The organism is Ancylomarina longa, from assembly GCF_003996985.1.
Lineage (GTDB): Bacteria > Bacteroidota > Bacteroidia > Bacteroidales > Marinifilaceae > Ancylomarina_A > Ancylomarina_A longa.
This window is the reverse complement of record NZ_RJJX01000001.1, coordinates 368,853-394,987: the sequence shown is the minus strand read 5'-3', so window position 1 is coordinate 394,987 and position 26,135 is coordinate 368,853. Positions and strand designations below refer to the sequence as shown.

Sequence of the window (26,135 nt, the reverse complement as noted above, 5' to 3'; positions counted from 1 at the left end):
AATATATTTGTTTTTTTTGATTTAAAAATTCAGTATATTTTAAAAATCATTTGTAGTTTTAATACTATCAATTATTACCAATTAATAATTGGGCAAAATTACCCATACGTATTTCGTCATATTTCACCAATTTTGTGGGGAATATTGAAAAATATAATATTCTATTAATAAAAATTGTATTTTAATATATCTAAAAGCAAGCATAAATAACCTATTGGTATAATTTTATGAAAAAAATAATTTCAGGTATTTGTATATTATTTCTTCTTTATTCGTGTAATTGGTTCTCTTCTAAAAGCAACAAGGAAGGAAAGAGCGAGAATCTTGAACACGCATTAATGCAGGAAAACACAAAAAAAATGAAGCGAATTTTCTTCGAGCTTCCAAGCCCTATTGAAATTTCTTTACTGATCAAGAAATCAGGAATACACTATCAAGAAGATTTATTGAATAGTGCGGACAATTTATCCGGATATTCTACCAGTGTTTCCAGAGCAATTGCTCTAGGGGTTTATTGCGCTGATTTAAGTTATGCGAGTTTAAATGAGCAGTATCAGACTTCAATTGAATATATAAACATTGCTAGAAATCTGGCAGAATCATTGGGGGTATTGCGTACTGTTGACCAAGAGAAGATTCAATTACTTGAGGAAAATGTGACCGATAAAAAAATGATTGTGGACATTATTTCTGAAATCTATATGGAGTCAAGTGAACAACTCCGGGAGCAGGATCGCTATAAATTGGCTTCTTTAATGCTAATTGGCGGATGGATTGAAAGTTTATATCTAGCCACCCAAAGCTTACAATCTACTGATATAGCTCATGAGCTATTAATACAGAGAGTTTTGGAGCAAAGGCTTTCATTGGAAAGTATCAAGGAAGTTTTAAAAGATAATAAAACAGATCCCGTAATTTCTCCAATTTATAAGGATATTTTAGATTTGGAGCACTTGTTTTCCGAATCTATTAAATCAAACCCTGATGATGAGAATTTCTATGAGAAAATTGATTTTGAAAGCTTCGATAAATTGGTAAGAAAGGTTAATGATATTAGAGATTATATGATTCATTAAATTCTTTATTATTTTAAGTAAATAACATTTCAATATTATATCGTTCATGAAATATCCAATGATTGTTGTACTTCTTGTATTGATGCTAAGTACAAATATTTCCTTTTCACAATGTAGAAATTTTGCAAAGGAAGAGTGTAAACCTAAGCTGGAAGAATACATTCATGATGGGAATTACAATGGAGTAGTCCTAAATGTGGGTGAACAAGTGGAATTGCATAAGGCATTTTTTAGTGGCCAGAAATATAGAATGGTGGTATGTCCCGAGGAACAGCTTCCCCCTGTGCATTTTAAAGTCATGAATGATGATCTCGTCGTTCTATTCGATAATAAAGATGAAGGTTATATCGGCCAGTATGATTTTGAAATACCAAAATCCACGACCTTAATTATTTCCATGGAATTTGTACAAACCGGAGAAGATATGGATCGATCTGTGAGTGGATGTGTTGCCCTTTTATTTGGTATGAAGTTGTAATATATTGCGTTTAATTCCTCCCTTTTTACAATAGAAGTGAATTAAACGCTATTATTTTTTTAAGCTTATAATTTACCTTTCAAGAATTTACCCGTATAAGATTCTTTACATTTAATAGCATCCTCGGGAGTGCCTTGGAAAACAATATTTCCACCTGAATTTCCACCCTCCGGGCCTAAATCTATAAGCCAATCAGCACATTTTATTATTTCCATATTGTGTTCAATAATAAGCAAAGTATGTCCTCTTGATATTAATGCATTAAATGCATCCATTAATTTATGAATATCATGGAAATGAAGTCCGGTTGTTGGTTCATCGAAAATAAATAAACAAGGTTCTGCCTTTTCCTTGGCAAGAAAAGAGGCTAATTTCACGCGTTGGCTTTCACCACCACTAAGCGTACTCGAGGATTGACCAAGTTTAACATAGCCAAGACCGACATTTACTAATGGTTGTAATTTTTGAACAATCTTTTTCTCTGTAGCTCCCTTGCCTTTAGCAAAAAATTCAGTTGCTTCATTCACCGTCATTTCTAATATGTCATGAATGTTTTTTGTCTGGTATCTAATATCTAAAATATCATCTTTGAACCTTCGGCCTTTACAGCTTTCACACTGCAAATAAATATCGGCCATAAATTGCATTTCTACTTTAATGATACCTTCCCCTTGACATTCTTCGCATCTTCCGCCATCTATATTAAATGAGAAATGCGAAGCCTTATATCCACTGTATTTCGACGCTTTTTGATCTGCAAAGAGTTTGCGGATTTCATCATATGCTTTCAGGTAAGTAACCGGATTGGATCGTGAGGATTTACCTATTGGATTTTGATCAACAAACTCAACGTTTTTTATTAATTGTAAATCTCCTTTTAGAGCATCAAAATGGCCACTTTTATCAGAATATCCACCATAGTGCTTTTTTAATGCAGGATAAAGAATTGTTTTTATTAAGGAGGATTTTCCGGAGCCACTAACTCCTGTAATCACTGTCATTATATTTAAAGGGAATTTTGTATTTAGTCCTTTAAGGTTGTTTTCTCTAGCTCCAAGAATTTCTATAAAGTTATTCCATTTTTTCCTGCTCTTCGGCAAAGGGATAGATTTTTCCCCTAGAATATATTGCGACGTTAAGCTTTCTTTAGCCTTTGGAAGTTCATTTAATGTTCCTTGAAAAACAATTTCACCACCTAGTCTGCCCGCGTATGGACCAATATCTATAAGTTCGTCAGCAGCAAGAATGATATCTTCATCATGTTCCACTACAATAACTGTATTTCCCAGGTCTCTAAGTTGTTTTAATACTTTGATCAATAATTGTGTATCTCTGGAATGTAAACCAATACTCGGTTCATCCAGAATATAAAGTGATCCTACCAAACTGCTTCCTAACGAAGTCGCAAGATTGATTCGTTGAGATTCTCCTCCGGAAAGGCTGCTTGATAGTCGGTTTAGGGTGAGGTAGGAGAGTCCAACGTCTGATAAAAATTGCAATCTGTTTTTGATCTCTATTAGGATTCTTTTGGCTATCTGTGCATCATTTTCATTTAATTTTAAGTTAGAGAAGAATTCGAGTAATTCATTTATTGGCATTAAAACTAAATCCTGAATATTTATATTTTGAATTTTTATATATCCAGCCTCTTTTTTCAATCGAGTTCCCCTGCAATCCGGACAAATAGTTTTTCCACGATATCTGGATAACATTACTCTGTATTGGATTTTGTATTGTTTTGATTCTAAGTATTTAAAAAATGCATTTAATCCTTTAAAGTATTTATTTCCTGTCCATAGCAGTTGTTTTTCATTTTCACTTAATTCAAAATAGGGACGATGAATTGGGAATTGAAATTTGTCAGAGGTATAAATTAGTTGGTTTTTCCATTCTTGCATTTTTTCCCCTTTCCAACAGACAACTGCATCTTCATAGATGCTTTTGGTTTTGTTTGGGATCACCAAATCTTCGTCAATGCCGATAACTTTTCCAAATCCCTCACATTTAGGACATGCTCCAACTGGATTATTAAAGCTAAATGTATGTACACTTGGCTCTTCAAATACAATGCCATCTGCCTCAAATCTGTTCGAAAAAAGATGCTTCTCCTGATTAGATCCAAGTAAAACAATACACTCTCCCTTGCCTTCGTAAAAAGCCGTTTGCAAAGAATCAGAAATTCTATTTTGCGTATCTTCATCATGAGTAACTTTTATTCTATCAATAACAATGCTTATAGAATCTTTTGTTTTTATGACATCGCTATTTTCTAAAAGATCAAGGATTTTATAGATTTCACCTTGTGATTCTATTCTCGTAAATCCTTGTTTTGTAAGAATTTCGAGTTGTTCTTTTGCCGTTCTGTCTTCCGTTATCACCTTGGCAAGAATCATCACAGTTAATTCTTCCTTTTGTGATAGAATAAAATTTGACACATCAGTAATACTGTGCCTTTTCACCAATTGGTCTGTTACAGGAGAATATGTTTTGCCAACTCGGGCAAATAATAGTTTGAGATAATCATATATTTCCGTGGAAGTGCCAACCGTAGATCTTGGATTTCGTGTATTTACTTTCTGTTCAATCGCAATTGCCGGTGGAATTCCTTTGATGTAATCTACTTCAGGCTTATCAATTCTGCCAAGAAACTGTCTTGCATATGCTGACAAGCTCTCCACGTACCTTCTCTGACCTTCCGCATAAAGTGTATCAAAAGCCAAGGAAGATTTTCCCGATCCTGAAAGTCCTGTGATCACAATGAATTTATTTCTGGGTATTTGTAAATTTATATTTTTAAGGTTGTGCCCACGAGCTCCTTTTATTTGAATAAATTTATTGATATTCTGATTAGCCATACTCCTATTTTCACCTACGATTAAGGTAAATACTATAATTGAAAAATTCAATCTACAAAGTTATTTAACTTCTATAGATTTTCAAATATCAATTAAAATTACTTTCTTGCATATTGTTACCTGTATTCATAAACTCATAACTAAAAGAAAATTGCTTATCGAATAAATTTTACACTGTTTTCAGTTCAAACTAAATAGATGTGAAATTGAGAAAAACTAATCCTACCGATTATGATCTCGTTAAGCAATATATTGATGGTAACCCAGATAGTATTGATATTCTTATAAATCGGCATAAAGATCGTTTATATACATATATCTATCTAATTGTTAAAAATCATCAGCTTACCGAAGATTTATTTCAGGATACTTTTATTAAAGTAATCCGTTCGTTGCGCTTGGGCAAATACCAGGATAATGGAAAATTCCTTGCTTGGGTATTACGCATAGCTCATAATTTGATCATAGATCATTTTAGAAGGGTAAAACAGAATAATACCTTTTCAAAGGATGATTATGAACTTGATATTTTTAATTCTGCTAAATTTAGTGATAGTAATTGCGAGGACGAATTAATTAAACATCAAATTTATGCTGATATTCGTGAACTTGTAGAGGAATTACCTGCTGATCAAAAGGAAGTCGTAATTTTGAGACATTACAAGGGGTTAAGTTTCAAAGATATTGCTGAGCAAACTGATGTGAGTATAAATACTGCTCTTGGAAGAATGAGATACGCCTTAATTAATATGCGTAAAATTATAGAGGAGAGAAAAATGAGCTTAGTTTCATAGTTTGTGTTTGAATAGGTATTGGTCGGATATTTTTCTCCGACCTTTTTGTTTAGATACAATCGCGTCCTAAACGTTTTCATTCATAATTTCCAAGACCCTAAATATGATCTTTTCAAGGTTTATAATGTCATATTTGAAAAAGCACCCCCTGTATTACAGAATTATCTCTCTTAGGAGGCTTTTTAAACGGATTATCCAGCCAGATTTGTAAATCTATTTTAACAAATAGATTTAACCTGATAAAGGCTACAAGATTTGACAACTGCCAATTAAACTTTGCGAGTTCTTTAAGAATTTTTAGGATAAGTTTGTAATCATGGCTGTCCATATTTGTATCATCACTGCATTTTCTGTTGTTCCAATAAATGATTTGATGTGCAGTAGTTGTTTTACCTCTCTAAAAAATATTTCTATTTGCCACCTGCTCTTATAAAGCTCACTTATTGTGTTTGCTGTCCAAGACATTTGATTTGTTATAAGTTCTATCACTTGCTGGTTTTCTTCATTCCATATAGCCACCCTTCTTAGCTTTTTAGGGTATCTTTTTTTTGATCTGGCACTTGATAATTCAATGATTTCATCTTTTAGAATATTCTGATGTCGATCATCTGGTAATTCATTTTCCTTTATACATGTAAACTGAATATTTTCTTTATGTCTCACTACAAAATATACCGAGTTGCTGCCCCAAACATTTAGCAAGGCGAAATCATTATAATATCGATCTGCAACAATGACGCTCCTTTTAAGTAAAGGAATATCGTAAGCTCCTTTATTATCGGCTGTTTTGCCATTTGTAATATTTATATATGTAGGTAAATTACCATCGTAATCAAGAAGTGTATGCATTTTTACTGCCCCTTTAGCTGTCTTGTATTTTGCCCAATCAAAAAGGCTTAAGCACAAACTTATAGTTGAGGAATCAAGCAATAATATTTTCGATTTAATACGGAATTTTACTTGTTTAAAATCAGCTTGCTGTCCTAAACTAGATAGTAACTGATAATAGTAATTCCTAAAAAGTGTCCAGTCTCTATGTTTATTCTGATAACTTATCGTTGATTTGGATGGAGCTCTATCAATTCCCAGATGATTTAAATTTCCTGTTGCCGAACGCAAACCATTACTAATATCTCTGATCGATTGATTTTTTGCAAATTGACAGAATAACATTGATACTAAATGGGTCCAACTGTCATATCCTTTCTGATGCTTATCCGTTTTCTTATCTGAAACTATTCGCTTGAAACAGGTTCGATCCAATTTGGATATGATTTGAGAGAATAAGTTTAAATTTGTCATGAGAGAAAGTTTTTTTGTTATGCAACTCAAAGTTAATATTGAGATACTTAAATTCTTTCTCTTTTTTTTAATCGTTTAGGACGCTATTGGTTTAGATATAATAAATTGATTGCAATTGCGTTTAAGTCATAAAATAAATGCCTATGGACGACTTATACACTTTAATGCAAAACGATTTTTTATATTCCGCGGATAAAATGATTTCACTTCTTGAGAAAATAGCAAGTACTAACGTATTTGATTCCTTAGAGTTGTATAACTATTTAGATCGATACAAAAGCGAAGCTAATACTGAGGTAGTACAAAAGGTGAAAAATTTCAAAAATTCTACTATTTCTGTAAAGCATAAACCCTTATTTATCAGGGAGTTTTCTTTAAATTAAAAAAAATCGAAGTGATAATCACTTCGATTTTTTTTTGATTTCTCATTTAAATATTATAAATTGATATCAAAATGATATCGAAAAGAATTAAATATACTAAATTTTAGCTCAAGAGTATTAGCAGAAAATAATTTAATTTTTTAAATATCTTTTTAAGATATAGATCAATACAACATCGTAATTACGATGAGTTATTTGATTGTAAATTAATACTAATCACTAAAAAAAGTGTAAAAACATGGAAACGGAAAAAAAGTATTCGGCAGTATCTGGATTTCTAATGGTATTTGTTGTATTTGCTATTATTGCATTAGGGGTATTAGGACTAGCAATAGTGAAAAACCCGGTTTTAGCCATATTATTTGTTGTTGGAATTATATGTATCCCAGGATTTACAGTTGTAAATCCAAATGAATCAATGGTATTGGTTCTTTTTGGTGCATATAAAGGAACGATTCTTAAAAATGGATTTTTTTGGGTAAATCCTTTATTTGTAAAAAAGAAAATATCACTACGAGCCAGGAATCTCGATAGTGATCCGATCAAAGTAAATGATAAAATAGGAAATCCGATAATGATTGGTGTTGTCTTAGTATGGCGAGTTAAGGATACTTTCAAAGCCGCCTTTGATGTGAATGATTATGAGCATTTTGTGAACATTCAGTCGGAAGCTGCAATTCGCAATATGGCAGGATCTTATCCATATGATAATTTTGAAGATGAAGGTGCTGAGATTACCTTGAGATCAGGAGGAGATGATGTAAGTGAGTTGCTAGAGAGTGAATTAACGGATAGGTTGACTATTGCAGGGATTGAGATTATGGAGGCGAGAATTAATTACTTAGCCTATGCATCGGAGATTGCTGGTGCAATGCTACGTCGTCAACAAGCTACAGCAGTAGTTGCCGCTCGATTTAAAATTGTTGAAGGTGCTGTTAGTATGGTTGATATGGCTTTAGAGGAATTGACCGAAAAAAATATCGTTGATTTGGACGAAGATAAGAAAGCAACTATGGTCAGTAATTTAATGGTAGTGCTTTGTTCAGATAAAGATGCGACTCCTGTATTAAATACTGGTAGCCTGTATCAATAAATTATTTACAGCTATGACGAAAAAGAAAACATTTGTTCTGCGCCTAAGTCCGGAGATGTACAAAAAATTGGAAAAGTGGGCTCAGGATGAATTTCGAAGCACGAATGGACAAATTGAATGGATTTTGAATAAAGCGCTGAAGGATTCTGGAAGAAGTAAAGTATCGAATATGAAATTAACTGATGATGATTGATGATTAAAAAAAGCCCTTTTATAAGGGCTTTTTAATTGATTTCACTAGGATGGATTTGCCATTTTTAGTTTTAGGTTCAAATCCCATTTTTTCCATATACTTCAAATTAATCTGGGAATTGGCATATACCGAATGGATATTGTGATTGCTTAATATTTGATTCAATTTTCTATATAAATAATTTCCAACTTTAAAGTCTCTGTATTTTGGTAAAGCATAATCCATATCGATACGTATATTTTCTTGTTCCATTGTACCAATGAAGATTCCTGCAACAGCCATATCTCTCAAAACAAATAGGCTTAGTTGATTTTTTACAAGCTCGAAATCAGGAAAATAGTTTTTGATATCCTTTTTGTAATAGTCTAAAAAATAAAGAAGTAGATCGTCATTTTCCTTAATTTCTATAATTTTGAAATCTTCTTTCTGTCTATTCATTTTCCTGAGATTGAAGATGTTCGCACAAACGATTAGAAAGTTCATTATCCCAACTGGCAATGATCCAATTAAAAATCCATAGGTTGAAAAAAGAATAGCTCCGGCAAGATTATACCATCTTAATTTGACGATAGATGTCATTGTAAGTGATATTAAAACTAAAGTAGAAGCAGCGTAACCAATCCACTCTAAGACAGAAATGCCTAATAAATTATATTCCAGCATAGTAAGTTGAATTATTTAAAACAAAAAAATTAATAAAAGGATTTAAAAATGGTATGAGGGATGGTTGCAAAAGTAGAAACCTTCCATTACTGAAAGGTTTCTCAAAATTAGTAAACTTTTTGTTTATAACTAAGTGTACGTGTTAAACTTCAATTTTTTATGCAAAAATGCCATTGCTACAAGCCTGTCATAAGGAAAAGTGGTTGTAGTTCAAAACTATTGTATTTAGGGCGCAATCGATCCACATTGTAATATCTATTTACATCTACTATTTTTTTGGTGCTAGTAACAATATCAATAGGTGCATTGTCGTATCTGCCATTCCGCAAGGTAATTAATCTACCATGAATGCCTTTAATGATTAGGTCTAATGCGAGGTTTCCAAATGCCATCGGAACAATTGAATCAATTGCATCAGGATCTCCACAACGAACCAAATAGCCTAATTTTTGATTGATAACATTAATTGGCTTGGAATTATTGAATTTTGGAGACAATTGTTTCATTTGCATGGAAACTCTTTCGCCGATGCCTCCAAGTTTTTTATGTCCGTAATCATCTTTCAGGGCGTTTTGAAATATCATTTTTTCTCCTGAAAATGCTGCTCCTTCCGAAATTAGAACCACAGAATAATGACTAGGATTTGAGAATCTATCTTGTATCATGAGTTCCGTAAGGCGCTCAATGTCGAAATCGTACTCAGGGATTACACAACGATTTGCTGCACCCGCTAAGGTTGGTAATATGGCTGTGAAACCTGCATATCTTCCAAAAACTTCCAAGACAAGTAATCGTTCATGCGATCCGGCTGATGTTCTTAAACTGTGTGTTAGAGAAATGGTACGAGTAATACAGGTACTAAATCCGATACAATAATCAGTTCCGGGAACATCATTATCCATAGTTTTAGGAATGGCTATTACTTTAAATCCTTCCTGATAAAGTCGAACACCATAACTTAAAGTGTCGTCTCCACCGATAGGAATAAGATAATCAATATTTAGAAAATCAAGATTTGCCAGAACTTCTTTTGTAAGGTCATTAATGTCTTGATTGTATTTTTCTTGTAAATGAGTAGGAACTCTTTCTTTGGGTGTTTTCGAAGGGTTCACCCTTGATGTATGTAAAAATGTTCCGCCAGTTCGTCCGACTTTATTTACCAATTCTTCCGTTAGAATTTCATAATTTTCACTGTTATCAACTTTCTTGTCTCTTACAATATCAATTAAGCCTCTCCAACCTTTTCTAATTCCGATAACCTGATAGCCTTCCCTTAATGCTCTAATTGTAACTGCGCGAATTGCTGGATTTAACCCTGGAACATCTCCACCACCAGTTAAAATTCCAATAATTCCCTTACTTGTTTTAATGCTTTGCATAGCGATAAACTTTAATGATTGGTAATAATAAAAAAATCACTATAAGTTATCATTTTGATAATGAATATTCAAGAAAAAGATTAACAAGAATAGAATTAATTGAGTTGGGGTGTTTAATTAAGAATAAATCTAATTACTAAAACAATAAGAAAGGATATTTGCACCCATTTTTAAAGCTTGTAAATGCTTTTTTTCAGGATCATGATGTACGGAGGGATCTTCCCATCCATCTCCCAGATCAGTATCATAAGAATAAAAACAAACCAAGCGTCCTTTGTAAATGATACCAAACCCTTGAGCCGCTTTACCGTCGTGTTCATGAATTTTAGGAAGACCATTTGGAAAGTCATATATCTGATGATAAATGGGATGAGAGTAGGGGAGCTCAATCAATTCTTCATTTGGAAAAACCTTTTTGATTTCCCTCCTGAAGTAAGTATTCAAACCATAGTTGTCGTCAACATGTAGAAATCCTCCTCCAAGCAAATAATTTCTTAAGTTGACAACTTCCTCTTTTGAAAATATAATATTACCATGACCGGTTAGATGAACAAAAGGATATGAAAAAATTTCTGGACTTCCAACCTCAACTGTTGCTGGTTCATGTTCAATATTTGTAATATTATTTTTGTTGCAGAAAGCTATAAGATTAGGAAGTGAACTTGGGTTTGCATACCAATCGCCACCTCCATTATATTTTAGGAGAGCAATTCTAACGCTTGAACTTTGTGAATACACCTGAAGGCTCATAAATAGTAAAAGCAGAATAGGAAAAAATCGGATTATTCTCATATTATTGATTTGATAAACTTACGATATTACAAGCCACAACCCCAGCAGTTTCAGTTCTTAATCTACTGCTTCCTAAGCTAATTTCTACAAAGTTATTGACCTTTGCTAGTTGCACTTCTTGAGGACTAAAATCACCTTCAGGTCCTATCAGAATAAGCGTATCTTTGTTTAGTTGACAAATCTCCTTCAAATGTTTTTTCTTTCCAGGATAACAATGAGCAATAAATTTATCACCCTTAAAATCAGACTCAACTAATTCTTTGAATTTTGTTATTTCGTTTAGCTTTGGATGATAAGCTTTCAAGGATTGTTTTACTGCTGAAGTGATTACCTTAAAAAGACGATCGTGTTTTACAACTTTACGTTCAGAATGTTCACAAAGCAAGGGGGTGAATTCGGCAATCCCAATTTCTGTACATTTTTCTAAAAACCATTCGGTTCTATCAATATTTTTTGTTGGTGCAAGAGCAATATGAAGTTCATAGTTTAGTTTGCCAAATTCTTTTATAGATTCAATACATTCCACGGTACATCGTTTGGGATGGGCTTGAATGATTTTTGCTTTAAACAGGGTTCCTACGCCATCAATAAGATGAATAATGTCCTCCTCCTTTAAACGAAGAACCTTAACGCAATGCTTGGATTCAATTTCATCCAATTGATATGTTTTTCCCTGAATATCAGGAGTGTAAAATAAATTCATAAAACTAATTCAATAAAACATGATGGGTGCAAAGTTAATTCAAGTATTCTTTAAAATAGAAATAGGACAATTATTTTTCACCAAATCATTGGTTGATATACTGTAGCTAGTATGAAAGCTAAAACTGAAAAAATTAAACCATACATAAAGATAGTATAGGATATTCTTAAGAACTTATATTTTTTACCCAATACTTTACCTAAATAATATTGATCCCGAATTAAACTATCGTATAATTCATCATAGTCTGTCATCATTCCTTTTAATGCTTTTGAATAATCCATTAAATCCATATTATGAAAATTCCCGAAAAACATGAGGTTGACACGTTTCTTTTTGATATCCTCTTGTGAAAATGTACCGGACGTTACAATTGGTCTTGTGGCAAGAACTGAATAGGTAATGGTGCATAAACAAACTGTGAGCAAAATGACACTAGGGATGATAAACTGAGGTACATCCATAATATTTTTGAATATAAAAAAGACGGCAGAGATAATTATTGAATTCACCGAAATCATTAGGTTTGCCTTTTTATCAGCGATAGAACTTAGATTGATTTGATTACGTGAAGTCACTTTAAACATGGTTTCGATACCTCTTTGCGGCGTTTTCAGCTTGATATTTTGTTGCTCAAGCTTATTAATCATATTTGTGAGTTTCTGAATCTCTTTGTTTTGATAGCCTGCAACTTTCTCCGCCACTTTTTGATAATTTGCCTCTTTCTTTTTAGCAAGTACTTTCCTTCCGTATTTTGTTTTGTATTTATGTTCTTTCAAAAATATTAAAGTCTGCTCCCAATAAAGTTTAGGTGCCAATTCATGTTGAAGTAGAGCTCCTTTTTCTTCCCTTAAACTTTCCGAAATCTTCATGTAATTTTTGGAAGATAAATGCTGAAGATCTGCATCACAAAGCGCATCGCAAATTGGTAGATTACAGGGTATGTGTGGAACTTTAGTATGTCTTATGGCCTCTGTAACTTGTTCAATTTTTTCCTGTGAATAATTTCTTTCCTCTAAGAACTTTATTGCTTTTTGAGCACCTATTTCTTCGTGTCTTGTGAAATCCTCATAATAACCTGAATCATGAAACCAAGCAGCCAATAAAAGTATTTCCATTTCGTCTTCAGAAAGATCCGATTCCTGACCTATTTTGGCAGCATGCTTCACAACTCTTTGTGTATGCTCTAAATTGTGATAGGTATAAATAGACTGATGAGTTTCTTCAATTAGGCTAGTAACGTAATTTTCAGCTTCCTGTACGATGTTCATATCCAAATAATTTTCTATTAGCATATTATCTTAATTCCGAATAAATATAATCATTAAAGCGGAAATGGATTTATTCTTTGTGGTAAATCATTGCATTCCTATTTTTATTGGGATTTGAGGCTTATTTATGTAATTTTAAATTTCTATTAATATTAGATTTGAAAATTGAAAATGCCAAAATTCTTAGTCACTTATATAATTTTTTTTCTTCTTCTGCTTTCTTTTGAATCTTGCACACAGAACAGCAAAAATTCAAATTTGATGTATCTAGCAGATAGCTATAATGAATTTCCGTATTCTATATACGAGCCAAGCAGTAAATTTCAATTAAAAAAAGAGCTTCGAGAGATATCTGGATTGACTTATTTTGGTAGGCATAGTTTGCTTTGTATTAATGATGAAAAGGGTATTATTTACCAATATAATTGGAAGAAAAAAGAAATAACAAAAAAATATAAATTTGGGAAGTCAGGAGACTATGAAGGAATAGAGTTGGTTGATTCATTGGTTTACGTTTTACGATCGGATGGAACGATTTACTATGTGAAACATTTAAAGGCGAAGGAAAATTCTACTAATAAGAAAGTAACTTTTCTAAATGCTGGAAATAATACGGAAGGATTAGGATACGATCCAACTGATAATGCCCTACTGGTTGCCTGTAAAGGATTACCCGGAAAGAATAATGCATACCAAGGTAAAAGAGCCATCTATAAATATTATTTAAAAGATCATTTTTTAGCGAAAACTCCTGCTTTTTTGATCGATCAGGAGCAGATTAGAAACATTCTTGGATTTAATTCCTATACCGATTTCTCTGTAAAATTATTAGAGACTTTTATTCCTTCAGAAGGAGATCTTACTTTTCAGCCTTCAGCAGTTGCAATCAACCCGCTTACAGGAAATCTATATGTTTTAGGTTCCGTTGGTAAACTTTTGCTTGTGATCCATCCTGATGGAGTAATTTTGGCAGCGGTGAAGCTGAAGCGCAAAATTTTCCGACAGCCCGAAGGAATTTGTTTCGCTCCCGATGGTACGATGTTTATTTCTAATGAAGGAAGAGGTGGAAAAGCTACCATTTTAAAATTTAAGCCTAAGAAATAGATAATTGCAGAGGCCAAACTATTAGAAATGGCCTTGCAAAATGAAAATACTATGAAAAAGACATTTTCAATTTTAATATTGTTGTTTATTGTGGTGAAAGTATTTTCACAGGATAATAGGTTCGCAAAAGCACCGAATGATACACTATTGGAGCAGTCGATTTTTTTTATTGGAGATCTTGGCGAGGCGGATATTGTTGATGCAAATATCAATTTCATGAAATTCCAATTGAATCAGGTCGCTGAGAAGGGAACATTGGTAATACTTGGAAATTCAATTGCAAAAAAAATTACTTTAGAAGATAAAGAGGAGACAGAACAGTGTGATCCGCAATTACAGAAGCTATTGGATTTGGGAAAGAGTTTTAAGGGAGAACTTATTATTATTCCAGGAGATAGAGAATGGAGTGAAGGTGAAAAACATGGTTGGGAAGCCTTGATGAATTTAGAAACTTATGTAGAGGATTATTTGGGGCGAGGTGATGTTTTTCTTCCCTCAGGTGGATGTCCTGGACCAGTAGAAATAAATCTCACCAATGACATTGTGCTTTTGATCGTTGATTCTCAATGGTGGTTGCATTTAGGTGATAAACCGGAATCTGAATGTGGCTTGGAGAGTAGTGCAGACTTCTTAATTCTGTTGAGTGATGCTTTGAAAAGGAATCAAAATAAAAAAATTGTAATTGCAACGCATCATCCAATATACAGTGCTGGTAAGCATGGTGGAAATTTCCCATTTCCAGGTCCGGTGGAATTATACCGCAAATTTTTCGGAAGCTCTCAGGATTTTGCTTATCCTCATTATAAGCAAATGAGATATATGGCAAAAAAGCTTGGGGAGAAGCAAGAAAATATAATTACAGTATCGGCACACGATAATAGCCTTCAGTTTGCCCAAAAGGATTCTTCTTTCTTTGTAGTCTCTGGTTCTGGGAGTAAAGCCGACTATGTGTCGGATAAAAAGATGGATATCGCCATCAGAGAAATTGGTTTCGCCCGACTTAATTTTTACACTAATGATGAAGTTTGGTTGGAATTCTGGTCGATGGGTGAGAATGGACTAAAGCCGCCACATCTTGCTTTCCGAACAAAACTATACACAAAAAAGTATCTGTCTGAAGAAGATTTAAAAAAGAAATATCAGAATTTGAATTATCAGGATAGTGTGCTCACTGTTGCGGCAAGCAATCAATACGAAACAGATAGCAAATGGAAACAAAGTATGCTTGGTTCCAACTATCGAAAAGATTGGGCTACACCTATTAAGGTTCCTGTTTTTGATATTGGCACAGAAAAAGGTGGCCTTCGGATTATTAAACGCGGCGGAGGTCAGCAAACCAGATCCCTACGATTAGAAGCAGCTGATGGAAAGCAATACGTGTTACGTTCCGTTGAGAAATATACAGCGAAGGCAATCCCTCTGTCGTTGCAGGGTACTTTTGCTGCAAAATTGGTTCAGGATGGCATATCAGAATCCTACCCGTATGCAGCGATTGCTGTTCCCAAGTTAGCCGAAGCTGCGGGAGTATATCATACTAATCCTAGAATTGTGTATGTGCCGGATGATCCTCGATTTGGAATTTATCGTGATGAATTTAAGAATGATTTATTTTTGTTTGAGGAACGCCCAAAGGGTGATGTTTCCGACATGAATAATTTTGGGAATTCAAAAAGTGTTTTGGGTACGGATAAATTAATAGAGAAAAGATATAAGAATTCTGATTTATCAGTAGATGAAACTGCAGTCTTACGAGCCAGACTATTTGATATTTTTTTAAATGATTGGGATCGTCATGATGATCAGTGGCGATGGGCTACTTTCAAAGAGAAAGGAAAGATTATCGCACGTCCGATACCGAGAGATCGCGATCAAGTGTTTTTTTATAGCAATGGGAAATTACCATGGCTTATCCGTAGGAAATGGGGAATGCCAAAGTTTCAACCTTTTGATACCATCATTGAGAATGTAAATGGATTGGGATTTAATTCCCGATATTTCGATCGTAGTTTTTTAGAATCTAAATCCAAATCAGATTGGGAGAAGATGGCCGCAGATCTGAAAAGTAGATTGACCGATCAGGTAATTGAATCAGCAGTTCGCGATCTACCAAAAGAAGCTTATAAAATTTCGGGAGAAGAAATTATCAGAAAGCTAAAAGCTCGAAGGAATCAATTGCCTGCCTTGGCAATTCAATTTTATGACTTTTTATCCAAGCAGGTGGATGTTGTTGGCACGAATGCGAAAGAAGTTTTTGATGCGGAATGGAATGAAAAGGGCGACCTTCATGTTACCATACATCGTTTGAGTAAAAAAGATCATCGCAAAGAATTGCTATTCGATAGAACTTTTGTGAAAGAGGAAACCAAGGAGGTTAGGTTATACGGACTGAAAGGAAAGGATAAATTTAATCTAATTGGTAAAAGGAATAAAGGAGTTAAACTCAGAGTAATTGGCGGAAAGGGAAAGGATAAAGTTCATATCGAAAATACAAGACGCCAGAATGTCGCGGTTTACGATAAAAGGAAAACAAAGGTAAAAGGGAAAGGAGCCTACGAAAAAAGATTGTCAGGAAATTCTAAGGTGAATGCATACAACAGAAAAGACTTTAAATATGATATTGTGAGTCCGGGAGCAAATTTAAATTTTGTGAGTGATGATGGCTTAATTTTGGGAGCAGGAGTTAATGTGAAAACGCAGAAATTTAGAAAGGAACCATACGGATCATTACACAAATTTTTGGCGAATTATGCCTTTATGTATCCATCCGTTGAATTGAAATATTCTGGTGAAATGATTGGCACAATCCGAAGTTTGGACTTTTTAGCTGATATTGATTATAACACACCAAATTTTCAAGGTTATTACTTTGGATTAGGAAACCGAACAAAAGTGTCGGAGGAGGAAGCTGATGAATACAATCGAATCCGAATGGCTAAATTTATGGTGAGTTCCCGATTAAGAAAGAGATTTGGAAAAGCCCATAGTGTATCTTTTGGCTTATTTTATCAACAGTTAAAATTGAAAGCTACTCCCGATCGTTTTGTTACAGATATTACCAATCCTGCATATGACTTGAATCTACTTGCCGATTTTAATACCAGAAAGTATATTGGCGTGATTGCGAGATATAATTGGGATACCAGGGACAGTAAGATAATTCCACGGCGAGGCTTATTTTGGACATCTAACTGGAGTTTTTTTCGTGGACTGAATGCTGAAGATCACAATTTTCAAAAAATGGAAACAGATTTAAGGTTTTATACTAGTCTGGGACGTACCGAAAGAAGTATTCTGGCCATTCGAGTGGGAGCTGCTCATAATACGAACGGATTTTCCTTTTATCAATCTAATAAATTAGGATTGAAAACCAATTTGCGAGGATACCGACAGGATCGTTTTGCCGGTAAAGATATGGTATATCAGAATACAGACTTAAGATTCCGATTGGCTCGCTTCAAATCTTATTATCTTGCCGGGGAGATGGGATTATTAGGCTTTAATGATTTTGGAAGGGTTTGGATTGACGATGAAAATTCCGAAAAATGGCATCACGGTTTTGGTGGCGGTTTTTGGCTCTCTCCTTTTAAATTAATGGTATTAACTACTAATTTTAGCCACTCAACCGAAGATGATATTTTTTCTATAGAATTCAAGTACTTGTTTTAACTGAATTTAGGACTATTTAAGGAAGTATAATCTTCCTAAAGAATGTGTAATCTTATTAGAATTATTTGCTGATGAAAGTTTGTATTGCTGAGAAACCTAGTGTTGCACGTGAAATTGCGATGATATTAGGAGCTAAATCCAAAAGAGATGGATACTATGAAGGTAATGGTTATCAAATATCCTGGACATTTGGTCATTTATGTTCCTTAAAAGAACCTCATGAATACAATTTGAATTGGAAATATTGGCATCTAAATGATTTGCCATTAATACCACCACGTTTTGGAATTCGGGTAATACCGGATAAAGGAGTTCAGAAGCAATTTGAGACGCTGGAAAAATTAATTGCCAAGGCCGATGAAGTGATTAATTGCGGGGATGCTGGTCAGGAGGGAGAAGTAATTCAGCGCTGGGTTCTGCACAAGGCAAAATGCAATGTTCCGATTAAAAGATTGTGGATTTCTTCATTAACTGAAGAGGCAATTCGGGAAGGGTTTCAAAATCTGCACGATGGGAAAGAGTACGACTTGCTCTATGCAGCAGGATCTTCGCGAGCTATTGGGGACTGGTTATTGGGAATAAATGCAACCCGATTGTATACACTTAAATATGCGAATGGAAAGCAGGTTCTTTCTATTGGAAGGGTGCAGACACCAACCTTAGCGCTTATTGTAAACAGGCAGAAGGAGATCGATAATTTCGTTCCCCAAACGTATTGGGAATTAAAAACAGATTATAGAGAAGTGTCTTTTGCTGCAACCAGAGGTAGGTTTGATAACAAGGAGGAAGGAGTGGCATTTCTGGATAAGATAAAATCGGAACCTTTCGAAATTGTATCACAAGAAAAGAAAAGTGGAAAAGAACAACCTCCTCGTTTGTACGATTTAACCTCTCTTCAGGTGGAATGCAATCGCAAATTGAATTTATCTGCAGAAGAAACCCTTCGGATTATCCAAAGTTTGTACGAAAAGAAACTCACTACCTATCCCAGGGTGGATACCACTTATCTTACTGATGATATTTATAAGAAAATTCCTGATATTTTAAAGAAACTAAAGCCCTACGAAGCTTTCACTATTCCTTTATTGAAGGAAAAAATCAAGAAATCAAAAAAGGTTTTTGATGATAAGAAAGTAACAGATCATCATGCTATTATTCCTACCGGTGTGTTGCCATCTGGATTACGTTATGAGGAGAAGCAGGTATATGATTTAGTTACCCGCAGGTTTATTTGTGTTTTTTATCCTGATTGTAAGGTGAGTCATACCACCGTATTGGGTAAGGTTACTGATATTGATTTTAAGGCTACCGGAAAACAGATTCTGGAACCAGGATGGCGGGTACTGTATGCTAAGGATAGTAATGCTGGCGAAGGAGTGATTTTACCTGCCTTTGTAAAAGGGGAAACCGGGGAGCATCAACCCGACTTGGCCGAAAAACAAACGCAAGCGCCTAAATATTATTCCGAAGCTAGCTTACTTCGTGCAATGGAAACTGCCGGGAAGCAGGTAGATGACGATGAGCTTCGCGAGCTAATGAAGGAGAATGGAATCGGTCGTCCTTCCACACGGGCAAATATTATCGAAACATTATTCAAAAGAAGATATATTAAGAAGGAGAAAAAGCGCTTGGTGGCTACGGTAACAGGAATGCAATTGATTGATACCATACAGAATGAACTTTTGAAATCGGCTGAGTTAACAGGACAATGGGAGAAAAAATTGAGGGATATAGAACTAGGCAACTATGAGGTGAATCAGTTTATGGCAGAGTTGAAGAATATGGTTACCGGTATTGTTTGGGATGTGAAATCCAGAAAGAATATCAGTAAAATAGAAATTGTTGAGGACGTAAAAGAAAACAAGAAGAAGGATTCGAAGACAAGTGCCCCAAAGAAAGAAATTAAGAAATGGACTTGTCCTAAATGTAAGGAAGGCAAAATTGTAAAAGGAAAATCTGCTTGGGGATGTACCAATTGGAATAAGGGTTGTAAAATTCTTATTCCGTTCGAATTTGAGGGGAAAAAACTTAGCAATAAACAAATCGAGGCTTTGGTTTTAAAAGGAGAAACTCCAAAAATTAAGGGATTTGTTGTAGATGGCAACAAGCAGAATGGAACATTGGTATTTGATCCTGATTTTACGATTGTATTTCAGCAGGAAGAAAAGGAGATTTGGACTTGCCCGGTGTGCAAAACCGGCAATATCCTAAAAGGAAATTCTGCCTATGGATGTTCCAACTATAAGAATGGCTGTAAATTTATCGTGCCATTTGAATTTATGGGAAAAAAATTGAGCGAATCGCAAGTAAAAGCTCTGATTACAAAATCCAAAACAGGATTAATCAAAGGCTTTAAGGATGATAATACAGATGAATTAGTGAATGGAAAATTAATTCTGGACAATCAGGGAACGATTGTCTTTGGAAAGCAATAATACCAAAATAGAGAAGAGTCTCCGGTAGTGAGACTCTCGCTTATATTGATCTATTTTGCAGTTTTATATTTTCGTGGATATTCGTAAAAGGCTAATTTTCCGGTTCTCGCTTCAATGTCATCCCAGTCATCAACGTCGAAGTCAATACCTATTGCTGTGCCGGTTGGCACATGACCATAAAATTGATCGCAAAGATTAAAAGCCAGATATTCAATGCTGGGGTTGTGACCAATCACCATAATTCGCTCGTGTTTTTCTCCTAATTCTGATAAAATGCCAAGAAAGTCCTGCGTGGTGAAGCCATCATATAAATCATCCAGCTGTTCGATTAATTCAACAGGATAATTTAATACCTCAGCAAATATTAAGGCCGTTTCTATGGCTCGGTTGGCAGGACTGGAAAGTAGCAAACCCGGTTGAACGTTTTTTAAAAATAACTTGTTTGCGATTAGTTTTGAATCGCTGATTCCACGTTCTTTCAGACTTCTCTGAAAATCGGTAATATCATATCTGATTACTTCCGTTTTTGCGTGACGAACAAGGATTAATCTTTTCATGGCTTGGTTAATTGGGTTATTGTTTAAATCGGATTGGAATGGGTTTCGCTTTTATTCTTCTTTAATTCTTTTTTTAATAGATAATCAAAAATAGTATTCTGCGACTGCACTTGCTTCTTCTTCTCCGAATTTGGGATAGGTAAATTATTTAGTTTCCTATCCAAAATGCGTGCACTCACATTATCCTCCAACTGAAAATGTAGAATATCGATTAATTCTTGTTTAATACTAGCATTCTCAATGGGGAAAGCACATTCTATTCTTCGGTGCAAATTTCGGTTCATCCAATCGGCAGACGATAAATACACATCTTTTTCCCCGTTATTGTAGAAATAAAAGATACGGGCATGTTCCAAAAACTGATCTACAATTCGAATAACTCGTATGTTTCTTGCGTAGGTTTTATTTGGTTTCAAGCAACAAATTCCGCGAACAATCATATCTATTTTCACTCCTTTCTCGCTGGCTTCATATAGCTTGGTAATCATACCTCTTTCTTGAATTCCATTCATTTTTAAGATAATATGACCAGTTTTTCCGCTTTTTACATTTTCGATTTCCCGATCGATTAATTTTTCCAGTTCTAGTTTCAGATTAAATTGTCCAACCAAAAGTTTTTTAAATGTATAACCGGGAGTTTGGTTCTCCAGATAATCGAACAGTTGTTTTAATTCTGAAATGATGAGCTCTTGCGATGTGAACAAACCATGATCGGCATATATTTTAGCTGTGTTTTCGTTAAAATTACCAGTGCTAAGGAATGCATAATCTTTTTTATCACCTTTTCGTAAAACAAGGGCAATTTTGGCATGTACTTTTAGTCCGGGAATACTATAAATAATTTTGATTCCTGCTTTGCGCATTTCTCTCGCCGATTTCAGATTTGCTTCCTCATCAAATCGTGCTTTAACCTCCACAAAAACGGTTACTTTCTTTCCATTGAGCGATGCATTTATCAAAGCATTGACAACCGCAGAATTATCAGCAACCCTGTACTGGGTGGCTTTAATTTCTTCCACTTTAGGATCGATCGCTGCCTCATTTAAAAAACGGATTACATATTCGTACGACTGATAGGGAAAGTGGATAAGTTGATCTTTCTTTCCTATCGTTTTAAAAACAGATTTATTTTCGCTAAATCCTGCTGCTTTCAAAGCATGAAAAGGGTGTATTTCCAAATCCGGGCTCAAAGGGTTTGGGAAACCAAAGAAATCCTGGAAATTGTGATAACGAGCACCTTTCACCATATCAATATTGTGGAGATTGAAGGATTCTCTTAAAAACCGAAGAAAGTCCTTTGGTATTTTTTCATCGTATAAAAATCGGGATGGTAGACCTGTTTCTCTTTTCTTCAGGCTATTTTCAATCATCTTGATCAAATCGCCCGAATATTCATCCTCTATCAATAAATCGGCATCCCTACTTAGTTTGAAACTATAGCTCGAATCAATTTTAAAGCCGGGGAATAGCACTTTCATTCGTAGTTTGATGATGTCATCCAAAAACATTACATAGTGCTTTCCATCTATTTCGGGTAATTCAACGAAACGATCGAAGCGGTGACTCGGGATTTTGATGATGGCATATTTTGCTCTGCGTATTTTTGTAGGTTTGCCCTCTTCTTCCTTCTTTCCTGGCTTTTTAAATAGTTTCACGGCCAGATAAATGGCATTGTTCTGTAAAAAAGGTTGTATCTGCTTTTTCAATAAAAGGATGGGTTGCACATGAGGCAATAAATTGTCGAGAAAAAAATCTTTAATAAATTGATGATGTTCCTCGCACAGATCTTCATCCTGCAAAAGAGTGATGTTATTATCCTGCAATTCAGGAATAATATTTTGAGTAAAGATTCGTCCAAATTCATTTTGTTGTCGATCTACCTCGGCATTAATTTTTTTTAAAATGATATCCGGATTTTCACGCAGATTCTTTTTGTCCTCGGGAGCTAACTCGGTAAATCGTTTATAGGTACCAACCCGAACCCGATAAAATTCATCGAGGTTAGAGGAGTAGATAGCAAGAAATTTTATGCGCTCGTAAAGCGGGAGATTGGTGTTTTGTGCCATTTCCAATACTCGTTTATTAAACGAGAGCCAACTTAAATCGCGGTTAAGAAATTGATATTTGGACATATAAATGTTTCTGATAGATAGTATAATTCTTCTCTAAAATTAGTCAATTTTTTGATTCCTGTATTTACAAATATAGGGTTTGGCTTAAATACACTTCCCCTATCCTTCTTCTGAAAAGGGGAGAAGAATACAGCCTCAATATAGTAAGTTCACCATCTTACTCCAATTGCACCTTCTTTAATTATTCAGTTTTGAAGATATTGGACAGGACAGAACGGTGCAGTTCCTTTAAATTATAGTAAGTTCACATCCTTTACTTCTCAGGAATTGAATTTCATAGGATGAAAAAATTCGACAATTATAAAAATAGATCAATTCTAATGGATAATATGTCAGAGAATAGAAGGAAGTTGAGTTTTACACCATGAAAAAACACTAGAATCCTTCGGTAAAGTGTGTTTACATCATGAAAATGGCTTTCTCTCCATCGGAGTAAGTAATTTACATCATGAAAATGGCCTTCTCTTCATCGGAGTAAGTAATTTACATCATGAAAATAGCCTTTTCCTCATCGGAGTAAGTAAATTACATCATGAAAATGTGCTTCTCCTCATCGGACTTGGAAAATATATCCTGTAAAACTCAAAAAATGGCGCTGTATAGCCTTTTTCAATCATCAAAAGATTAAAAAACGCGATGGAGTTGAATATTACACGATGTACGGAGCGTTCTCCGCGATGGAGTTCAGGCTAACAGTTTTGCAAGTCGGAACTCTTGTGTGATATTGGACTTTTCGCTTTGCTTTTTTTCCACTTTGGATTGCTCGAATATATTATTTAGGAGTGTGTTGTCTTCCCACATGAATAGTAGCATTCGTTCAATTTAATTATTGGATCAAGCCAATTAATGTGATGTTTTATACAGGATTATCTTACCAGATAAAAAAAATATCAGGACTAAATACCCTTTTGATATTGATTATTGGTGATAGGATGAATCCGTTTTTTGATTTGCTGTGTTGAATGGGAATCAGCCTCAAGATGATTTTCAAAAAGCTTAATTAATTCTAATTTATCAACCTCCATTTTTGTTTCGGTTTTTACATCCCTTAAATCGATAAAAAAACTGGAAAAGAAATCTGGAATATCAGTAACAATAGCTGTATTTAAGAAATGATGTTCGTTATAAATTTTGTGATAATTCCCCTTTGTTTTATTAATAAAAAAGGAAGTGTTTTTCAAATTGGATAGGGAAACAGACTTATCACAATTTGGGATACAGTTTTCATCAATACTATCTTTTTCGCAACCAATAACCTGATGAAACAGACATTGCCTGCTAGTCATTAATTCCATAGGATGATAAATGCTGTAATATAGTTTGAAATCCTTTGGTTTTTTGATGCTTCTTATCTGCTGCTGATTAATTTCATTAGAAATAAAGGAGCCTGAGCAGTTAAAATTTTCTTTCAGGCACAGCAGACTGTAGGAGTTTACAATATTAAGCTGAGGTCCGGCAATCCAGTCAATTCCCAATTGGTTGGCCTCGTAAGCTATTCCTGTATTATTGCTTACAATTAAATTAGGCTGTATTTCCCGAAGCAAATTTACTGCTGCATCATAATCATCGCCAATTAGGATTGTAGGAAACCAGGGAATTATATTCTTGTTACTTGTGAAAAGAGCCATCAATTCTTTCGACTGATCTTTTATACTATTCGGAATCTGAAAATAGATGTCCGCTATGGTTTCACCACATAATTTCAAATCCTCTTCCGAGGATATCAATACCGACAGGGAAGCTTTAGTCTGCTTTCTATCTTGCTTTTTTAGACCTGGAATTTTAACTGGAGGAAGGATCTCTCTGGAATCATTTAGACGAAATACAATTTTATTTTTTATGGCAGTGAGTTCTTTAAAAGGCAGGTAAAGATTGGTTTGAAGATCTCCTATCTTCATATTTTTGATGAAATATTCGGTATCGTTAATTGCTTTTAGCCTTTTTAATAAACCGTCATAATCGAGGCTTTGCTTATCGGTATTTACTAAATTACTATCCGAAACTAAGTCAAAAGTAGTTTCCGGAGTAGTGACAGATACTTTTAATGGAAGTCCATCTTGCCCCGAAACATTTATCTCTACAGGAGCTTTTGCAGCATGGTATTGGTCTATTATCTTTTTAACCTGTGCGCTAATATCCATACTTTGCTCGTAAACTTCTTTTTTGGCAGCTTCTAAATTCTCTTCTGATAGACTTCCTTTTTGCTTTGCCAGATGAATTGCCGAATGGTTTCGGGGATTATCAATAAACATGTCTTTATGAAGATTTCCCTGTAAAAAGGCATCCGAAAAATCGCGGTTAAACACCTTGTAAAGAATACTGGTATCTCTGTTTAGCTTCTCTTTCTGATAGAATTTGTTGAGTTGTTTCCTGTAGGCATCTACCACAGTATATACGTATGGATACTTTTTTATTCTTCCTTCAATCTTTAAGGAGTCAACTCCTGCGTCGGCTAATTCCGGTAAATCAAGGTAAGCCGAATTATCTTTAAGATTAAGGGGGTAATCGATGCCTCTTGGAGTACTTATATACTGTTCCCGGCAAGGCTGACTGCATCTGCCCCTATTCCCTGAGTTTCCACCATGAACAGAGCTCATATAACAAATACCGGAGAAGGAAATGCAGTAGGAACCATGCACAAATACTTCGGTTAGGAGATTGTTTTGGTGTGCAATGTGGCTAAGATGATTTATCTCTTTAATATTTAATTCTCTGGATAGATTAACCCGATTGGCAGTTAGTTTGCTCAGAAATTTAAGCTGACCTTTGTTGTGGGTGGTAAGTTGAGTAGAGGCGTGAATTTTAAGACTTTTAAAATAGTTGGAAAGGATATAAAATAATCCTAGATCCTGTATAATAACACCATCTATGCTTGTATTAATTAGCTTATTCAGCAAGCGAATGAGATCCGGAATCTCACTCTCCACAAAAATGATATTAAGCGTTAAAAAAACTTCGCAATCATTTTTATGAGCCAATCTTAATATCCCGTTTAAATCCTCGAAAGTTATATTTGCTGCACGATTTCTGGCATTAAATTTATTTAAGCCACAATAAATAGCATTTGCTCCTGCTGCTATTGCCGCTTTTATGGAGTCAATATCTCCGCCAGGTGCTAATAATTCTATTTTTTTATTCATTCGTAATTTTCGATTTTCAAAAGGATTAAGTGATTGATACTTTTATCACAATAAGCTTTGTGAAAGTGCGAAATTATCTATTAAATTCAATTTGTCGCATCATTCCTGCAATAATCTCT

Annotated in this window: 18 protein-coding genes and 1 pseudogene; 9 read left to right on the top strand and 10 right to left on the bottom strand. The window is 34.5% G+C overall.

Annotated features, from left to right (window positions below; translation table 11 throughout):
- The first annotated feature begins 227 nt into the window (after positions 1–227).
- Together DLK05_RS01535 and DLK05_RS01530 are read left to right on the top strand one after the other, a co-directional pair.
- Positions 228–1,076 (top strand): hypothetical protein, encoded by an 849-nt coding sequence (locus tag DLK05_RS01535; protein ID WP_127342210.1) that lies wholly within the window; start codon positions 228–230, stop codon positions 1,074–1,076.
- A gap of 46 nt (positions 1,077–1,122) precedes the next feature.
- Positions 1,123–1,554 carry a hypothetical protein gene (locus tag DLK05_RS01530; RefSeq protein ID WP_127342209.1) on the top strand — a complete coding sequence of 144 codons (432 nt, stop codon included), beginning with the start codon at positions 1,123–1,125 and terminating at the stop codon, positions 1,552–1,554.
- 65 nt (positions 1,555–1,619) lie between these two features.
- On the opposite strand, the gene uvrA is transcribed toward DLK05_RS01530, so the two are convergent.
- The gene (uvrA, locus tag DLK05_RS01525; RefSeq protein ID WP_127342208.1) at positions 1,620–4,409 is read right to left on the bottom strand and encodes an excinuclease ABC subunit UvrA; all 2,790 of its coding nucleotides are present in this window, start codon (positions 4,407–4,409) and stop codon (positions 1,620–1,622) included.
- A 200-nt stretch (positions 4,410–4,609) separates the two neighbouring features.
- Here uvrA and DLK05_RS01520 point away from each other — a divergent pair, with 200 nt between their 5' ends.
- Positions 4,610–5,203: an RNA polymerase sigma factor gene (locus DLK05_RS01520; protein WP_127342207.1), complete on the top strand. Its 594-nt coding sequence runs from the start codon at positions 4,610–4,612 to the stop codon at positions 5,201–5,203.
- A 127-nt stretch (positions 5,204–5,330) separates the two neighbouring features.
- Here DLK05_RS01520 and DLK05_RS01515 read toward each other — a convergent pair.
- A pseudogene (locus DLK05_RS01515) lies at positions 5,331–6,505 on the bottom strand (IS4 family transposase).
- Positions 6,506–6,648: 143 nt separating this feature from the next.
- Here DLK05_RS01515 and DLK05_RS01510 point away from each other — a divergent pair.
- The 3 genes from DLK05_RS01510 (at position 6,649) to DLK05_RS01500 (ending at position 8,174) form a co-directional block, all read left to right on the top strand.
- Complete coding sequence (locus DLK05_RS01510) at positions 6,649–6,888, top strand: hypothetical protein (protein ID WP_127342206.1); 240 nt, start codon at positions 6,649–6,651, stop codon at positions 6,886–6,888.
- A gap of 238 nt (positions 6,889–7,126) precedes the next feature.
- Positions 7,127–7,981, top strand: coding sequence for an SPFH domain-containing protein (locus DLK05_RS01505; protein ID WP_127342205.1), 855 nt, complete (start codon positions 7,127–7,129; stop codon positions 7,979–7,981).
- Between the two features lie 13 nt (positions 7,982–7,994).
- On the top strand, positions 7,995–8,174 hold the full coding sequence (locus DLK05_RS01500) for a type II toxin-antitoxin system antitoxin (protein ID WP_127342204.1): 180 nt from the start codon (positions 7,995–7,997) through the stop codon (positions 8,172–8,174).
- Between the two features lie 18 nt (positions 8,175–8,192).
- Here the strand turns inward: DLK05_RS01500 and DLK05_RS01495 are convergent, their stop codons facing one another.
- The 5 genes from DLK05_RS01495 to DLK05_RS01475 form a co-directional block, all read right to left on the bottom strand.
- Positions 8,193–8,753: a hypothetical protein gene (locus DLK05_RS01495; RefSeq protein WP_235831938.1), complete on the bottom strand. Its 561-nt coding sequence runs from the start codon at positions 8,751–8,753 to the stop codon at positions 8,193–8,195.
- Between the two features lie 260 nt (positions 8,754–9,013).
- Positions 9,014–10,216, bottom strand: a complete 1,203-nt coding sequence (locus DLK05_RS01490; RefSeq protein ID WP_127342202.1) for a 6-phosphofructokinase — start codon at positions 10,214–10,216, stop codon at positions 9,014–9,016.
- Positions 10,217–10,345: 129 nt separating this feature from the next.
- Positions 10,346–11,008, bottom strand: a complete 663-nt coding sequence (locus DLK05_RS01485; RefSeq protein ID WP_127342201.1) for a DUF4159 domain-containing protein — start codon at positions 11,006–11,008, stop codon at positions 10,346–10,348.
- Position 11,009: 1 nt separating this feature from the next.
- The gene (locus DLK05_RS01480) at positions 11,010–11,711 is read right to left on the bottom strand and encodes a 16S rRNA (uracil(1498)-N(3))-methyltransferase (protein ID WP_127342200.1); all 702 of its coding nucleotides are present in this window, start codon (positions 11,709–11,711) and stop codon (positions 11,010–11,012) included.
- A 77-nt stretch (positions 11,712–11,788) separates the two neighbouring features.
- On the bottom strand, positions 11,789–12,982 hold the full coding sequence (locus tag DLK05_RS01475) for a Pycsar system effector family protein (RefSeq protein ID WP_209319646.1): 1,194 nt from the start codon (positions 12,980–12,982) through the stop codon (positions 11,789–11,791).
- A gap of 261 nt (positions 12,983–13,243) precedes the next feature.
- Here DLK05_RS01475 and DLK05_RS01470 point away from each other — a divergent pair, with 261 nt between their 5' ends.
- The 3 genes from DLK05_RS01470 to DLK05_RS01460 all read left to right on the top strand — a co-directional run bounded on the left by DLK05_RS01470 (position 13,244) and on the right by DLK05_RS01460 (position 20,187).
- Positions 13,244–14,086, top strand: coding sequence for an SdiA-regulated domain-containing protein (locus DLK05_RS01470; RefSeq protein ID WP_127342198.1), 843 nt, complete (start codon positions 13,244–13,246; stop codon positions 14,084–14,086).
- Positions 14,087–14,137: 51 nt separating this feature from the next.
- Positions 14,138–17,752, top strand: a complete 3,615-nt coding sequence (locus DLK05_RS01465) for a BamA/TamA family outer membrane protein (protein ID WP_209319645.1) — start codon at positions 14,138–14,140, stop codon at positions 17,750–17,752.
- Between the two features lie 71 nt (positions 17,753–17,823).
- Positions 17,824–20,187, top strand: coding sequence for a type IA DNA topoisomerase (locus tag DLK05_RS01460; protein WP_127342196.1), 2,364 nt, complete (start codon positions 17,824–17,826; stop codon positions 20,185–20,187).
- Positions 20,188–20,237: 50 nt separating this feature from the next.
- Here the strand turns inward: DLK05_RS01460 and DLK05_RS01455 are convergent, their stop codons facing one another.
- The 3 genes from DLK05_RS01455 to DLK05_RS01445 all read right to left on the bottom strand — a co-directional run bounded on the left by DLK05_RS01455 (position 20,238) and on the right by DLK05_RS01445 (position 26,016).
- Complete coding sequence (locus DLK05_RS01455) at positions 20,238–20,744, bottom strand: SixA phosphatase family protein (RefSeq protein WP_127342195.1); 507 nt, start codon at positions 20,742–20,744, stop codon at positions 20,238–20,240.
- A 23-nt stretch (positions 20,745–20,767) separates the two neighbouring features.
- Positions 20,768–22,876, bottom strand: coding sequence for a polyphosphate kinase 1 (gene ppk1, locus DLK05_RS01450; RefSeq protein ID WP_127342194.1), 2,109 nt, complete (start codon positions 22,874–22,876; stop codon positions 20,768–20,770).
- 896 nt (positions 22,877–23,772) lie between these two features.
- Complete coding sequence (locus DLK05_RS01445; protein WP_127342193.1) at positions 23,773–26,016, bottom strand: peptidase U32 family protein; 2,244 nt, start codon at positions 26,014–26,016, stop codon at positions 23,773–23,775.
- Positions 26,017–26,135: the final 119 nt, after the last annotated feature.

Coding starts and splice junctions, on each gene's coding strand:
- DLK05_RS01535 (WP_127342210.1), top strand. CDS start 228: ATGAAAAAAATAATTTCAGGTATTTGTATATTATTTCTTCTTTATTCG.
- DLK05_RS01530 (WP_127342209.1), top strand. CDS start 1,123: ATGAAATATCCAATGATTGTTGTACTTCTTGTATTGATGCTAAGTACA.
- uvrA (WP_127342208.1), bottom strand. CDS start 4,409: ATGGCTAATCAGAATATCAATAAATTTATTCAAATAAAAGGAGCTCGT.
- DLK05_RS01510 (WP_127342206.1), top strand. CDS start 6,649: ATGGACGACTTATACACTTTAATGCAAAACGATTTTTTATATTCCGCG.
- DLK05_RS01505 (WP_127342205.1), top strand. CDS start 7,127: ATGGAAACGGAAAAAAAGTATTCGGCAGTATCTGGATTTCTAATGGTA.
- DLK05_RS01500 (WP_127342204.1), top strand. CDS start 7,995: ATGACGAAAAAGAAAACATTTGTTCTGCGCCTAAGTCCGGAGATGTAC.
- DLK05_RS01495 (WP_235831938.1), bottom strand. CDS start 8,753: ATGACATCTATCGTCAAATTAAGATGGTATAATCTTGCCGGAGCTATT.
- DLK05_RS01490 (WP_127342202.1), bottom strand. CDS start 10,216: ATGCAAAGCATTAAAACAAGTAAGGGAATTATTGGAATTTTAACTGGT.
- DLK05_RS01485 (WP_127342201.1), bottom strand. CDS start 11,008: ATGAGAATAATCCGATTTTTTCCTATTCTGCTTTTACTATTTATGAGC.
- DLK05_RS01480 (WP_127342200.1), bottom strand. CDS start 11,711: ATGAATTTATTTTACACTCCTGATATTCAGGGAAAAACATATCAATTG.
- DLK05_RS01475 (WP_209319646.1), bottom strand. CDS start 12,982: ATGAACATCGTACAGGAAGCTGAAAATTACGTTACTAGCCTAATTGAA.
- DLK05_RS01470 (WP_127342198.1), top strand. CDS start 13,244: ATGTATCTAGCAGATAGCTATAATGAATTTCCGTATTCTATATACGAG.
- DLK05_RS01465 (WP_209319645.1), top strand. CDS start 14,138: ATGAAAAAGACATTTTCAATTTTAATATTGTTGTTTATTGTGGTGAAA.
- DLK05_RS01460 (WP_127342196.1), top strand. CDS start 17,824: ATGAAAGTTTGTATTGCTGAGAAACCTAGTGTTGCACGTGAAATTGCG.
- DLK05_RS01455 (WP_127342195.1), bottom strand. CDS start 20,744: ATGAAAAGATTAATCCTTGTTCGTCACGCAAAAACGGAAGTAATCAGA.
- ppk1 (WP_127342194.1), bottom strand. CDS start 22,876: ATGTCCAAATATCAATTTCTTAACCGCGATTTAAGTTGGCTCTCGTTT.
- DLK05_RS01445 (WP_127342193.1), bottom strand. CDS start 26,016: ATGAATAAAAAAATAGAATTATTAGCACCTGGCGGAGATATTGACTCC.